The organism is Nonomuraea sp. NPDC002799 (assembly GCF_053592075.1).
Genome location: NZ_JBSFVA010000003.1, coordinates 1 through 14,577, shown reverse-complemented (window position 1 = coordinate 14,577; position 14,577 = coordinate 1). Strand labels below are relative to the sequence as shown.

Here is a 14,577-nt window from a genome sequence, read left to right as displayed (position 1 = left end):
TCACCACCCACCTCTGTGGCAGGTTTCCTCCACCCGCTCATCGGAGAAGTAGCGCCTCTCAGTCACATCGACGATCAACGAAGCTTTTCGTCCGGCTCAGATGGGAGCTTGCCCAGCAATCGATTTATCTCGGCTGTGTCGATATCTGAATCGAATAGCTTCATGTTATGTTCGGAAAACTGCTCCATGAAAATTCCAGCTATGGACTGGATATCCATTCCATTGGCAATCGTTGGAATGGCATCTGAATTTTGATCACGGTCGATTCCGGTATAGAACTGGTGACCACCACCTGATGTGGGTCTCCGCATGTCTGGTCGGCGACGCCATACGACGATGCACCGTGGGCCAACCGTGTCAGAGACCGCCTTATGGGTCTCATGGTTAATCTTCGCCAGTCGATCGGCAACCAGGTAGTCCGATACCTTGCCGTGGTCGTGCGCGTTAAGAAGCCTCAGCAGATCGCGCCTCCATCGCGCGTCCTGCCTGTCGATCTTGCCAAGGTATTCAGCACCCGAACCACTGGCAGCAAGACGGAGACTTGGTGATCCCGGTCTGTCCGTGTGCTGATGGCTCGTATATCGGTGATAGGTGTTTCCATTGTCGACTACAGTGTCAATGCTATAGAGCCTAGATCCCACACCTCGAATAAAGGCAGGGGCAATGATGGTGTGCGATCTACTGGCATCTTTAGGGAAACTCATCAAATGCCTAGGCAGCTCCCTATTTGCCGCAGTTGAGAGAACGCCAAGAGCTTGCTCGAAGGTCAACTGCCCGCGCCCGCGTAAAACACCTTTCATCCATTCCGACGGTTGCATACCTTGGGACGTGGCGCCTAGCCCGGCGTAAGCGAGCAGGCCAACGCCGTCGGTGGTCTCAAGGTTTAGGATCTTCACAGCATCATCAGTGGGCGGTATATTCGCGCCGTATGACAGCCGCCGGTCGGCTACAAGCCACATGGTGTATCTACTGTGCAAGCTGAACACTAGAGTCACCAAGGCATAGTTGCATAAGGCGATGTGTCATACGCAGGTTTCTGATTGTTCTCGATCGTCGTCAGAGACTGAGTGACCAACTGAGTGACATCCGGAGCGCTCAACCCCGCTCATCTGTGCACAGCCCTGCACACAAAATACCCGTCTATCAGGGCAAAGACCAGCTCAGGCGCTCGTGATCTGTGACTGGGGGTCAAGGGGTCGCAGGTTCAAATCCTGTCGTCCCGACGGTTGAAAAAGGCCAGACGATCTTGGAGATTACTCCAGGTCTTCTGGCCTTTTACGTTGAGTGAACAACAGTGGTGATGATCTAGACGGCCCTGTGCGGTGCCAAAACGCGGATACTGCTGCTGAGCTGGCCGTTTGCCGGACGGTCAGGCTGCTCTGCGGTACTCGCTGATCAGCCCAGTGACGGTCCTCCGGCGGTGGATCCGGGTGGCTACGTCGATCACTTCGCTGGGGTCGTGCAGCGGAGGGCGGAGGGTGCGGCCCTGATGCGGGCGATGATGGTTGAAATGGTGTTCGTACTCGGTCAGGACCTTGCGCAGGTGCCGCTCGCCATGGATGAGCAGGTGATCGAGGCACTCTCGGCGTAGTGTTCCCACGAATCGTTCGGCGAACGCGTTCGCTCGTGGGGACTGGACGGGCGTCTTGATGACCCGCACGCTAGCGGCGGCGAACGTCTCATCGAACATGCGGGGGAACTTGCCGTCACGGTCCCGGATGAGAGACCTGAAGGCGCCGGCGCGTTCACCCAGGTCCATCAGCAGGTTCCGGGCTTGCTGGGTCGTCCATGCGCCCGTCGGGTTGGAGGTGACGCCCAGCAGGTGTACACGGCGTGTCTCGATCTCCATGACGAAGAAGACGTACAGTCGTTTGAGGAACACGGTGTCGACGTGTAGGAAGTCGCAGGCCAAGATGCCGGAGGCTTGCGAAGTAAGGAACTGTCGCCAGGTCGGTGAGGTCTGGCGTGGCGCTGGACCGAGGCTGGCCGCGGCGAGGATCCGGCGGATGGTGCCCTCCCCGATTCGATGGCCGAGGCCGAGCAGTTCGCCCTGGATCCGCCGGTGCCCCCATCGGAGATTCTCTCTGGCCAGCCGTATCACCAGATCACGCAGTTCGTCCGGTATCGGTGGACGTCCGGCTGTGTTTGGGTAGGTCCAGCGTTGGCTGACCAGGCGGCGGTGCCAGGCCAGCAAGGTGCCCGGCGTCACGATCCGATGGCGGCGAAGCCGCATGGGGAGCAGTCGCGCCAGTGCGGCCAGCAGCGCCCGGTCGGCCCAGTCCGGTTGCGGCCGGGAGACTTGACGGCGCAGGACTGCGACCTCATGACGCAGCACCAAGATCTCTACGTCCTTGGAGGTGTCGCCCCGCGAGAGAAGCGTCAACCAGCCGAACAACCGGACCATCAGCAGATACAGCAGGCGTAGGAACACGAGTGCTGAGGATAGAAGGCCCGGTCAGATACCATGGACGAGTTTTGGCACCGCACAGGGACGCAGCGGCGCTGCTTGGTGCAGGGCTTGATGTGCTCGCTGCTGGTTGTAGAAGTTTTCGTCGCTGCCTGTCATGCATGCAGAAAAGGGCTCCGTGGCGATAACTCGACAGCGATTATCCGCTCTTATCGAGGAGGTGCTACCCCTGCGATCCATTCAGCACGCGCCAGCAACTCATCGAATGTTATAATATCAGGCTCGCTCAAAGTTCTACGATAGAGCTCAAATGAGCGGAATCGATCTTCGTGGACTCCTCCAGATGATCCAAATAACTCTGATAGTTGGCCAATTATAAGGTAGGAGCGGGGCCTAATAAGATAAGTACCTTCCCCAGGAATAGTCGCACCAGTTGCATCTTTATCTCTTAGCCATTGACCGATTTGACTTAGAGCCATGTACACTGTGCCTTGGACTTGAGAGACGCCTCCAGCCAGTTCGGAAGATGGGGCCCAGCAGCCGGATCTATACGGCTCTTCTCTTGGGCTTCAACTTCTCAAACTCGGCGGCCCACGTCGATGTGGTGGAGGCCCTCATCTGAGGAGTTGCCTGCGGGGCCGCGGCCGAGGAGCGCGCCCAGCTTGCGGAAGTCGTCACCGGGCCGGCGGATCTCGTGGGTTGCGTCAGACAAGCGCAGATCGACGGCGGGCACGCTCGGTGGCCGCGCTCAGTTCTCCATGACCAGTCGGTAAGTGCTGGAACGGCACGACGCCCAAACCGCGGCGCTCGCGTAGAACGCTTCGGCATAGACCTCCTCACCTGCCCAGGCGGCCTCTTGGATGTGGTTTGGCGGGTTGACCCCGAACTGGTCGCCGTACCAAGAGGCTGCGACGGTTGTCTCCTCCTGGTCTGCCAGCCAAAACACCACGTTGACCTCGCCGTAGTTCAGCACCTCGGCATCATTGTCCCGCTCGCCGATGACCTTTCCGAACACTCCGTCCGAGGTCATGCGCAGGCTTTCGATCCTGGTGAGATACCCGGCCACGATATTCAGTTGCGCGCCACACCACTGATGTGCGACCCCGCAGGAATCGCCCGGGCCGATCATGCTCGTGGTTAGGCCGACGTCGTTGCTGAGTCCTTCGTTCTCGTGGAACGCATCCATGAACGCTGAACCATGTACCGCGTCGCCGGCCAGCGACTCGTACATCAACTCGGTGACGTGAGTTTCGCCCGGCTCCAGGCGCAGCCAGGTATTGCCGAGGTAGGTACGGAAGAGTGCGCTGTTCTGATTCACCGCCGTGCGAAAGGCGGCCGAGTGGGCCGAGGTGTTGGTGATGGCGACGCCGGTGCGACTGCGGGCGGATGGTGAGCCGAACGGGGTGTAGACCCTGTTGAAGTTGGATTGCGACCAGTTGTCCTTGACCGTGACTTCATTGTGGGAAGGATGATCCACGACGTATGCGGTGATGTCGGCCCGCACGCAGAAGTGCCACACGGGGACGCCGTTCAGGGACGGCGACTTCGGCACGCGCCACGGAACGTTGTAGACCACGGCGCCCTTGGCCGGGATGTCGAGCGGAGGAGGGTCGGGGAGCGGGGTCCAGGAGCCGGGAGTGGTGGTGAAGGGCAGCCAAGCCACGCGGATCTTAACCTCCTTCGCGGCCAGGTTGCCGACGTTGCGCACGATGACCTCAATGGTGTGATCTCGTCCTGCGGTGACGAAGTTGCGGCCGAAGGGTCCGATCACGTTGATGTCCGGGCTCTTCCACTCTCCGTCGTGTCCGCGGGTCGGCTCGATGCGCAGTTGCGGTACTTGCACAGGGTCGTAGTGAACGCTGACCTGGACCGTGTCGCCGCCCGGATTCTCGTCCAGAACCAGCCTGAAGTTGTAGGCACTGTCGTTGCTGGGAACGCCGTCGGTATCGGTTTCCTTGTAGTCCTCGCCGGCGGTGATGAGAAACGGGCCGTCCCTGTCGACGTCTGGCGGCAGCAGCAGGATATGCGGGCGCTCCGGTGTGAACGCAGGGTCAAAGTTGATGTGGGTCCCCAGCACGACGTGGTTCACCCCGCGCCCGTAATCGTCCAACAACTGATCGCCGACCTGCCCTGGCTGCCGGCTGCGGTACTCGAAATAGTAGAAGTCACGGCCGCGGATCGGTACTTCGATCCCCGCGCAGTGGCCGTCCTCCGGTCTCCAGTCCGCGGACAGGGACTCCATCGCGTGGAGGGTGACCGTGCCGCCGATGGGGTTGGCATCGAAGTCGAACCTTCTGATCCAGCTGGAGTCGATCCACTTCATGCGCCGCCGGTGAGCCAGCGAAAAATGCGGCCACTTGAACGTATTGGTGCCCATCATATCGAAGCCGGTCATTTCCCGGCCTGCAATGATCTCTGCGGTGTACTCTTGTTTGTAGAGGTCGCGCAACCCTGCGGCGTGACCGAGTTCGTGCGTGAGCACCTCTGCGAGATCCTTTGTCGCCACGTTCGGAAACTGATCGGGAAGTTTCGCGGGCATCATGATGCCGGGCTTTGATACGCCGTGCCTCGTGCTGTCCATCCACCAGACCCGGGGCGGGTACTCGAGCATCGCTTCTCCCCACACGAATCTGGCGGGATCTTCGTCCGTTGCCGGCGCCTCGGACGTAGGGAACACGAAGACGATGGTTTTGGCCGCCTGCAATATCCGCTCGGCCCAGCCGGGATCGCCGTCTTCGATCGCTCGCTCATGCAGGTAGGCCGAGAATGCGTCGCCGCATTCGTCCCAGAATTGCAGGAAAGGCCGCCAGCCGCCCCATCTGCCGCCCATGGGGTAGAAGACGGTTCCCCACTCACGGCGGATACCGAAGGGGTAGTAGGGGGCATCAATGGGGCCGAACACCTCATCGCCGACCAATGACACCGTCGTTTTGCCGAAAGAGACCTCGTCGTAGTATCCGCGCGCCGACTTGTCTCCGAGAATGAGATGGCTGGTATACGCCGATTTCGCCGCCTGGGCGGTGGTGTCTGTGAAACGCTGATCCAGGGTGTTCACCAGGACCACAGCGACCCCCCACTCCTTCGGTGCCCCGATGCCTTCAGGCTGGTGTTGCCATGTGCCTCCCCAGGCCAGGGGTACGGCCACCGGCGCTTCTCCGGTCACCACGACCGTCGGGCCGCGCTTGTCATCCGGCCAGTAACCGGTGATGCGGAAGCGGTGACGGGCCAGTTCCTCGCCGGTAGCGACGCGGCGGGCGATCAAGTGATACTCGCCCGGCCTGTGCCCGGCTCCCACGACGATCGGCCAGCCACCATCGGGCTCGGGCGGCTCGATTCCGGCCGAAACGAATCCTGCCTCAATACCCTCCTCAACGCTAAATTCGACGTCCGCGGGCGTCAGACCCTGCCCATCGAGATCGGCTACGGCCCTGAAGTACCCTCCGGTGAAGACCGGGCCGATCGGCGTGAACATCTCCAGCGGGCCCGGCTGCAGACCCCATTCGTGAGCGACGATGTCGGTGTCCGTCACCAGCAGCACCAGCGAACCCCACCGCGCCAGACCCCGAACAGGACCGCCGAGATCCGGTCCGGGTTCCTCGGCGTTGGCCTCCAGTCGGACCAGCGTGAGCGCACCGCCGGGTTCGGTGGCCACGAATACTCCGTCCACACCCGCTAGCGCCGTAGTCATCGCGGCAGCTCCGTCCAGTGGCTCCCCTGCGCGTTCGGTGAGCGCACCACTGTCCAGATCCAGCAGCCGAAGCCGTGTGCCTTCGGGCGTTTCATCAAGAACGACAGCGCGTCGCCGCTGCTCATCGACCACCACCGCCTGCGGCTTCACCAGCCCGCTTGTCAGCGTCGTAACAGACCCGTCGGTCAAATCGACGGTGACGGCCACGCTGTCGCCTGCTGCCAGCACCCGCCCAGCATCCGGTAGGTACACCGCGGTTGTGATTGTCCGTCCGAGGTCGGCGACGACCCGCGCATCCCGGCGTCCAGCCGCCGCACGTGCCGCCGATAGCACCGTGCCAGCGCGTTCGACCACCACGACCTTCAGGCCGTCACGCTGCGGCAAGACGGCCACCGGCTCCAGGTATCCGCCGCCGAGTACCTGAGCCGCCCGGTTGTACAGCCGGAAGGTGACCAGGTCGCCCGTTTCGGTTGCCAGCCACAGCTTGTTTCCGAGCTCATCGAATGTCACCGCGCCCGGCTGGGTCCGATGCTCGATCGAAAAGGACCACTGACTCATTACCGCTCCCAGTCAATACCGCGAGTTGGGCACCTGATCGCACCTCCAGCGACGTACCCGGCGCCCATAAATGACAACGTCAACGTCCGTGCACATGTCGCTCAACGAGTACTCCAGTGACACATCGCGATCAGGCTCGGGATCTGCGCCGTGGGCATGGGCCGCACCGCGATGCCCGGCCCGTCGAACCGCTTGGCCCACATGCCGACATCCCCGGCGTCGTCGTCGCCAGGGTAGGGGTCGCCGGCCACCTGGTGCGCCTACTCCCCGCCGCTGTGCAGCGCCTGCGCGGTCGCGCAGCGCGGCCACGCAGTTGTAGAGGTTGCGGGCGGCCGGGGTGCCCTCGCCCGGCTTGGTGGCCTTGACCGCATCCCACATCGCATCGGCGTACAGCCACAGCGCCCGCAGAGCCCAGACCTGCCAGGCCCGGTCCACCGGGATCGAGCTGCGCCAGCAGCGCCACGTCCAGATCGGCCAGATGAAAGGTCACTGGGGCCCGGCGTGGGGTGCGCCTGCCGAAAACTCTATCCATGCAGTTCAAGACGCATGTGAGTACTGGTGGGGGATGCCGCTGAGCCGGTTTCGTCGGCGTCGGCTCGTCAGGCAATGGGTTCCAGGGCGACTCGGTCGCCCAGGGCTTGACTGGTGCGTGAAGGTTGCTGCTGAGACTGCCTCTCGCAGTCGACTTAACTCGATGTGGGCGATGACTCTGTTGTGGCCGCCGGGTGATCGCGGTAGTTCCGGCCGTGCTCGGTGCGTGCTTGTACGCCCCGTCACATACCGTCATAACCCGGTAGTGCCGGACACGCAGAATGGGTGGAGGCGGGACGAACTACCACCAGACGGCACTGGGCGCACTAAAGGATCTTGCTTCTAATCCGACGGTCGCAGGTTCGAATCCTGCAGGGCGCGCTTTGATCATGTTCTGACCTGCGGTGATGCGGGATCGGATGCGTTCTAGAATATTCCTCTGGCGGTTGCGTGCTCCGTGCGTGCTCGTGTGCACCAACCCCGCACATTCCATGATCATTCACTGGCCCCGGCTTCTCCGTCAAGAGCAGCGGCCCCGTCTCGCCGCGAGTAGGCGGCGAGTGCGGGGCCGGATGCTTAATCCGACTGTCAGCTCCTCAGCGAGATGAGTTTCCCAGCCTCGGCCTGGCCGTCCTCACCGAACAGCAAGGCCGCCGTCTTCTCGGCCGCCGCCGTGGCCACCTGCGGGTAGACGGAGGTATAGGTGTCGGCAGTGAACGCGCTGGAGGTATGCCCCAGCGTTTCTTGCACCACCTTCATCTCCACCCCGGCCGCCAGCATCAGCGAGGCCGCGCCATGGCGCAGGTCGTGGAGCCTGATGGGCGGCAGGCCGGCCAGGTAGGCCAGCCAGAGGAACTGGTCGGAGACGTGCTGGGGGTGCAGCCGGTTGCCGTCGGGTTGGGTGAAGACGAACTCGGTGTCGGTCCAGGCCTCGCCCATGGCCAGGCGTTCCTGCAGTTGCTGCTGGCGGTGGGTGCGCAGGACGTGGGCGGTGTCGGTGTCCAGGGCGATGGTGCGTACCGAGGCGTCGGTTTTCGGGGTGCCTTCGTGGACCTGCCAGGCCAGCTGGACGAGTTGCCAGTTCACGGTCAGGGTGCAGCGGTCGAGGTCGACCTCCTTCCACCGCAGTCCGCACGCCTCGCCGCGGCGCAGCCCGCGGAGCGCGATGAGCCGGTAGAGGGCGAACAGCCGGTGAGCTTTGGCTTCTTGGAGGAACCGGCGGGTGTGCGCGGGCGTCCAGACCATGACCGGGGAGGGGCGCGGCACGCTGGTGTAGGCGTCGATCGGGTCGACCCGCCGCCCGCCCCGGCGTTGCCTTTGCGTCTCCCGGTAGGTGCGGAAGTCCTGCTGCCAGGCGCGGACCCGGTCCTCGGTCCACACCACAGGTCTGGGCCGGGTCTTGGCCGGCATCTCCAGCACGGCAGCGGGGTTGAAGTCGATGAGCCGGTCTTGCCGCATGGCCATGTTGAGCGCGTGGCGCAGGGTGGCGCGGATGTTGTGCATGGTGGTGATGCTGATCGGCCGCCGGTGCTTGACCGTGGCCCGCACCTGCGGGTCGGGGTCGGCGCGACGTTCGGCGATGGTGTCGTTGAACTCCTCGATCTGCTCGAACATCAACGCGATGTCACTCACCTTGAGCTGCTCCAACCGCAGCCGCCCCAGATAGGGGGTCAGGTAGAGGCGGATGTGGCCCTCGTAGGACCGGCGGGTGGTCTCCTCGATCTTCCGCTTGCGGTTGAGGAACTCGGCCAGCCACTGCTCGACGGTGATCTCCTGGGTCAGATGCTGCCCGGTCTTGACCTTGCGGCGGACCGTCTCCACGTTGGGCAGCGTGTCGGTTTCGGCCAACGTGCGTTTGATCAGGTCGGCGATCTGGGTGCGAGTGGCGGGCTCGCGCGGATCGGCCAGCGCCAGCAGGTCACGCACCCGGCCGAGTTCGGCTTCGGCGGCGTCTTGGGAGTCGAACCCGCCGCGGCGCAGCGGCCCGCGCCGCTTGCCGTCCGGGGCGGGCGGGAGTTCGATCTGGTAGTTCCAGATGCCGTGCCGGTAGCTCCACCCGCCGCCGGGTCGGCGTAGTTTCGGGCATTGCTGCCCGAGCGTTTTGCCGTCGTCGTCGCGGCAGGAGCAGCGTTTGAAGGTGCGTCCTTCGGCCATCGTGTGTCTCGTTCCTGTTCTCTTCGGTGCTGTTCGGTCGGGCTGACGTGGTGGTGAGCAGCGCGGAGGGAAGCACTGTTCGGCATGGTGCGGGTGCGTAACCGGGGGCGGGGGCGAGGGCACGGGCCACGTCCCCGCCCCGGGCATCCATCGCGCCGTGGCCCTGTCGGCCACGGTCGGCGATGGCTGGGATAGAGCGGCCACAGCGGCCCCGGTCGTCATCGCCGTTGTGCGGGCGGTGATGCACGGGTTGGTGCGGCCATCCGGCGCGGCCAATGCGGCGGCGTGATCGGGCGAGCACGTCCGTGGTGATCAATCCGCCGCATGGATGGCCGTGTCGGACAGGGGGTATCGACGCCCACCTGGATGGCGCTGGTCAAGCCGAATCCGACGGTCACCGTGGCACGGGTGCGCAGGCCGCTGTGGCGCGGTGTCGTGGTGTGCCGCTCTTCGCGAAGCTGACGAGTGAAGCGACAGCGGCGGTTCTGGCGCAGATGCGCAGGAGCGCCGGCAGGAGGAACGAGACAGACGGCCCCGCAACAGCCGATCGTTGGCGCCAATCGGACGGAACCAGGAGGCGGTGTGCGGGACGGATGACTCGATTGCTCGTGCCCGCGTTGATGTTGTGGGTGTCACGTTGGTGTGGCCCGACCATCCGGGCCACCGATCCCTGTCACCTCTATAAATACCTGGCTGCAGGCCCGAAATAGGACGTCGCCGGAAGTAAAAACTTGATCATGGCGACGTAGTCAGAGCAGATACAGCGACTCGAACCTGCAGATTAAAAAGGCTACGGTCGCCCACGAACCAGGATTATGCGGCTGATGCTCTGTAGATCTTGTCTACGACGTTGGCTGGCAGGAATGCCCTGGCTTCAGCACTCTCAGGAGAACCGAGGAAGGCGAGGAGCGAGGACGGCTGTTCGGGAGCCCCTAGCGGGACAGGCTCGACCCGCCGCCATCCGCGAGCGGAGATCGTCTTGACAGCGGTGAGGTAGGCGCGATCGTTCATCTTTCCAAGTGTTTTGGCCCGCATGAGGAGCGCAGCCAGGGAGACTTGCCAGCGACGCTTGAGCTCGAATAGCACCGGCCAATCAGGTCTACTCGGCAGTTGGTCGATGATGTCTTCAGCGGGCATCAGAAAGGCCGCGGCGAACTGGTGGGCCTGGGTCTCGACTTCCTTGACGCCCCAGATCTGCTCGCCGTGGAGGATCAGGTGCCCCAATTCATGTGCGCAGTCGAACCGTGATCGGGCGCGGTCGTTCTTGTCTGTGCTGAGGACGACAACCGGATGGTCGACGAACGGCAGGGAGAAGGCGTCGACATTGGTATTGCCGAGGGGAAGCCTGATCACCGCCACTCCGTGCATCTCCAGGAGACCGACGACGTCGCTGATCGGCCCAGGGGCAACACCCCACAGCGACCGGACGTGTGCGGCGCTCTGCTCGATCTCGGACGCCTCAGCATCCAGGCCGCTCGCGGGGAGCATGGGAACGGTGTGGGCGGGGAACAGGCCAGCCCCGGCGGCGTGCAGGACGAGGTCGTGGGCGACCTGCCCGACTGCGCGGGCGTGCCGCCGGTCGACGACGGATGTCCTGCGCAGGCTCCGAAAGAAACCTTCGTGGCTGTCGGACATTGGGGTGTAGAAGAACTCGACAGGCACGTCCAGGAGTTCGCCGAGCGCCACGACCGTCTCGGGCTTGGGACGCGTGGCACCGCTCTCGAACTGGCTGATCGCGGCCGGGGTCAGCTTCGCCTTAGCCGCAAGTTCTGCCTGGCTCCACTTGGCGAGTTCGCGTGCGGTTCGAAGGCGTGTCCGGTCGAACGCCTGCGTGCTCATCTCAGTCCCCTTGCCCGATCTTGTTGTCCCATCATGTCGGATCGCCTGGCCCACCCGCCGGTCGGGGGTGCTTCTCGTGTAAAAGGTTACGTCATCTGGAGTGAAGTACACTCTGAAGAATCTGTTGTGGTATTAAGTACTGTTGATAGTGGAGAGCCGCTAGAGGCGGCCTCCTCGAGATCACGTACCCGGGGAGTCGGGCGTGCCGATGGAGCGTTTTCAGATCCTGTCCCTCGACGGCGGGGGTTTTCGCGGTATGTACACCGCCGCGGTGCTGGTTCGGCTCGAGGAGGACCTCGACACCCGGCTCGTCGACCACTTCGATCTCATCGCGGGCACGTCCACCGGTGGGATCATCGCCCTCGGGCTCGGCTTGGGCGTCCCGGCCAAGGAGATCGTCCGTTTCTACATCGAGCACGGGCCGCGGATCTTCCGTAACCGCAGCAGGCTCCGGACGGCGCGTCATCTGGTGCGGGCCAAGTACGCCACCGAACCGCTGCGGCTGGCGCTCGCCGAGGTGTTCGGCGAGCGGACCTTCGGGGAGAGCACCAAACGGCTGGTGATCACCAGCTACAACCTCGCGGGTGACGACGTCTACCTCTTCCGCACGCCCCACTTGCCGACCCTGAAGCGCGACTGGCGCGAGAGCGCGGTCAACGTCGCTCTCGCTACCTCGGCTGCCCCGACCTACCTGCCCGGCCTGCCGCTGGACGGCGCCCGCCTCGTCGACGGCGGCCTGTGGGCGAACAATCCGACGATGGTGGCGCTGACCGAGGCGGTGGGCCCGCTGAACGTCCCGCTGAAGTCCATCCGGGTGCTGAGTCTCGGCACCACCGCCGAGGTCCGCAGTCGTCACCGTCGCCTCGATCGTGGTGGGCTGCTGCCCTGGGCCGGCGGCGCCGTCGAGATCCTCATGCGGGCGCAGAGTGAGAGCGCCGCCAAGCAGGCCCGGCACTTCGTCGGCAAGGAGAACGTGCTCCGTATCAACCCGACCGTCCCCACCGGTGCCGTCGCGCTCGACAGGGTCGACATTCAGACCCTCTACGGACTCGCGGGGCATGTCAGCCGGGACGTCTCTCCTGCTGTCCACCGGCTTTTTTGCGATCACCGCGCGCCGGTGTTCGCCCCGTACTACCCCGCACGTGAGGGATGATTATGGAAACCAAGTCACCCGAGCTCGACACGCTCTCGGGGATGCTCTCCGATCTGATCAACGGCGCCGTCGAAGTTCTCGACATCTCACCGCACCTATACGAAAGCGCCGTCGAACGCTATGAGGAGGTCGGCGCTTGGTTGGCCGAGAACGGCGGGATCGACTGGAGGATCTACCCGCAGGGGTCCTTCCTCCTGGGCACGGTCGTCCGTCCCGACCGGCCGACGGGCGAATACGACATCGACTCGGTGTGCTGGCTCCCGCTGGCTAAGGCGAGCATCTCCCAGGAGGATCTTAAGGGTCGGGTCGGCGACCACCTGGCTGCTTACCGCAGGTGGAAGATCGGCCAGGGGCACACCGACGGTCCACTCCGCATCGAGCCCAAGCGCCGCTGCTGGCAACTCGTCTACACCGGCTTCCATCTGGACGTCCTGCCCGCCATCGCCGACGTCGACCACCCACCCACCGGGATCCTCCTCACCGACAAGGACCTGGTGAAATGGCAGCACAGCAATCCCCGGGGATACGCCACATGGTTCCGAGAGCAGGCCAGGCCGCGGCGCGCGCTGGAGGCCAAGGGCCACCCCAGCGTCGCGGACGTTCCGGCCTGGCCGGTCCGCACCACGCTCCAGCGGGTCGTCCAAGTCCTGAAGTGGCACAAAATGATCATGTTTGGGGATAATCCCGACAGCCGGCCGCCGTCGATCCTGGTCACCACCCTGGCCGCTCACGCCTACCAGGACGAGGTCGATCTGTTCACCGCTCTGCGTCAGGTCCTGGACGGGATGCCGCGCTTCATCACGCAGCACGACGGCACCTGGTGGGTGCCCAACCCGGCGCATGAAGAAGAGAACTTCACCGACAAGTGGAAGGAGTACCCCGAGCGGAGGAAAGCGTTCTACCAGTGGTTCGACGAGATCAGGAGACTCGTCGACGAGCTGGCCGCCATGGAGGGTAAGGGGTACCGGCAGGTGTTCACCCGTCTCACTGAGTCGTTCGACCGGAAGGCGATGCACACCTCCGTCGAGCGGGTCGCCGCCCGGATCGGCGAGAGCAGCGGTGCCCTGCGACTTGGCCGGACCGGCAGGTTGTCGCCGACTGCGACCGGTCCACATACGGGCAGAAACACCTTCTATGGCCAGCATCCCGCGGCGCGCGCTTAATCTGGGGCGGCAGGCCGCAGCGATTCACGCGGTCCTGCCGCACGCCCAGACCCGCGTACACAAGGGCCGTCTCTGGTGCCGTGTGCCACTGCAGCCAGCGCCGATCTGCCAGATCTACACCGTGCAGGTGACCTACCGGCACCGAACATGGCCCCGGGTGATCGTCGTCGACCCTGAGCTGGAACTGCACCCACGCGCCACCGCGCTCCCGCACATCTACCCGGGCGGCGATCTCTGTCTCCACCTGCCCGGGGAATGGAACGACAGCATGTACCTCGCCACGACCATCCTGCCGTGGACAAGCGAATGGCTGCTCCACTATGAACTCTGGCTCGTCACCGGCCGATGGTCGGGTAGCGGTCACGATCACGCTGTAGCGAACGAGAGCGCGCTCACCGACCCAGTGGAGGAGAAAGAGGCTCCTTCCCCTGTCAGGGTTGTCTCCTCATGCAGGTAGGCCAGGAAGGAAGAGATCGTCGGCGGGGCTGAGTCTTCGTCTGAGACCTTCGATTGCCTTGCGGTGGCGCCGGGGCTGCCTCTCGTACGTGTCGTGCTCGCGCTTTGTGCTGGCCCCCTCCGCTACGGTGCGGGTAGGCGGGGAACTCCACCCAAGTCTCGAGTGCGCAGGAGGTTGTGGTGCGCGAAGATGACTCCATGGCGCCCCGTCAGCGGACGCGCGCACCGTCCGAGCCGAATGCACCGATCGGATACTGATCTACGATGAGCGCCACCTTCGATCGGTCCTGGAGGAGTAGGCCGAGCACTGCAACGTGCACCGCCCGCTCCAGTCGCGCCAACCCCTCTCTGCCCACCCGATGAAGACGAGCACGTTGTGGTGCCGTTGGAGTGGCGGATTCAGCGCCGCAGCCTGCTCAGCGGAGCCACCAACGAGTACTGCCGAACAACCTAACCGTCAGAAAGAAACACCAGTTCAAACCATGTGGTGCTGCCCGGCCCCATATCGCTGACCGGGTCTGTTAGTTCTACGCTTCTCAGAGGGCATTTGGTTTGCCCATGTTTGTGTTAGTACGTTCCTCGCCAGGTTGGTGTCGCCTCGTCCGTTATGCGCTTGCTGGCATTGTCG

Annotated in this window: 10 protein-coding genes and 1 pseudogene; 3 read left to right on the top strand and 8 right to left on the bottom strand. The window is 63.9% G+C overall.

The genetic code is table 11. The features are described 5' to 3' along the window. Positions 1 to 74: 74 nt before the first annotated feature. From ACWD0F_RS06785 to ACWD0F_RS06750, 8 genes and pseudogenes are all read right to left on the bottom strand, one after another. Positions 75 to 959, bottom strand: a complete 885-nt coding sequence (locus ACWD0F_RS06785; protein ID WP_449872955.1) for a hypothetical protein — start codon at positions 957 to 959, stop codon at positions 75 to 77. 410 nt (positions 960 to 1,369) lie between these two features. After that, the gene (locus ACWD0F_RS06780) at positions 1,370 to 2,431 is read right to left on the bottom strand and encodes an integrase core domain-containing protein (RefSeq protein WP_449872954.1); all 1,062 of its coding nucleotides are present in this window, start codon (positions 2,429 to 2,431) and stop codon (positions 1,370 to 1,372) included. 185 nt (positions 2,432 to 2,616) lie between these two features. Next, positions 2,617 to 2,943, bottom strand: a pseudogene (locus ACWD0F_RS06775) (Shedu immune nuclease family protein); the annotation flags it as partial. Between the two features lie 41 nt (positions 2,944 to 2,984). Further along, the gene (locus ACWD0F_RS06770) at positions 2,985 to 3,119 is read right to left on the bottom strand and encodes a hypothetical protein (RefSeq protein ID WP_449872953.1); all 135 of its coding nucleotides are present in this window, start codon (positions 3,117 to 3,119) and stop codon (positions 2,985 to 2,987) included. Between the two features lie 36 nt (positions 3,120 to 3,155). Continuing rightward, positions 3,156 to 6,653 (bottom strand): hypothetical protein, encoded by a 3,498-nt coding sequence (locus tag ACWD0F_RS06765; RefSeq protein WP_449872952.1) that lies wholly within the window; start codon positions 6,651 to 6,653, stop codon positions 3,156 to 3,158. Positions 6,654 to 6,754: 101 nt separating this feature from the next. Next, a complete protein-coding gene (locus ACWD0F_RS06760) occupies positions 6,755 to 6,904 on the bottom strand; it encodes a hypothetical protein (protein ID WP_449872951.1) in 150 nt (49 codons plus the stop codon). A gap of 868 nt (positions 6,905 to 7,772) precedes the next feature. Then, on the bottom strand, positions 7,773 to 9,338 hold the full coding sequence (locus ACWD0F_RS06755; RefSeq protein WP_449872950.1) for a site-specific integrase: 1,566 nt from the start codon (positions 9,336 to 9,338) through the stop codon (positions 7,773 to 7,775). Positions 9,339 to 10,151: 813 nt separating this feature from the next. Then, complete coding sequence (locus ACWD0F_RS06750) at positions 10,152 to 11,177, bottom strand: helix-turn-helix domain-containing protein (RefSeq protein ID WP_449872949.1); 1,026 nt, start codon at positions 11,175 to 11,177, stop codon at positions 10,152 to 10,154. Between the two features lie 208 nt (positions 11,178 to 11,385). On the opposite strand from ACWD0F_RS06750, the gene ACWD0F_RS06745 reads away from it, so the two are divergent. Genes ACWD0F_RS06745 through ACWD0F_RS06735 form a run of 3 tightly spaced genes read left to right on the top strand, consistent with a single transcriptional unit; the run spans position 11,386 to position 13,950 of the window. Continuing rightward, a complete protein-coding gene (locus ACWD0F_RS06745; RefSeq protein ID WP_449872948.1) occupies positions 11,386 to 12,330 on the top strand; it encodes a CBASS cGAMP-activated phospholipase in 945 nt (314 codons plus the stop codon). Between the two features lie 2 nt (positions 12,331 to 12,332). Continuing rightward, on the top strand, positions 12,333 to 13,493 hold the full coding sequence (locus ACWD0F_RS06740; RefSeq protein WP_449872947.1) for a nucleotidyltransferase domain-containing protein: 1,161 nt from the start codon (positions 12,333 to 12,335) through the stop codon (positions 13,491 to 13,493). Continuing rightward, a complete protein-coding gene (locus tag ACWD0F_RS06735; RefSeq protein ID WP_449872946.1) occupies positions 13,465 to 13,950 on the top strand; it encodes a hypothetical protein in 486 nt (161 codons plus the stop codon). The genes ACWD0F_RS06740 and ACWD0F_RS06735 overlap by 29 nt, the downstream gene beginning before the upstream one ends. Positions 13,951 to 14,577 lie beyond the last annotated feature (627 nt).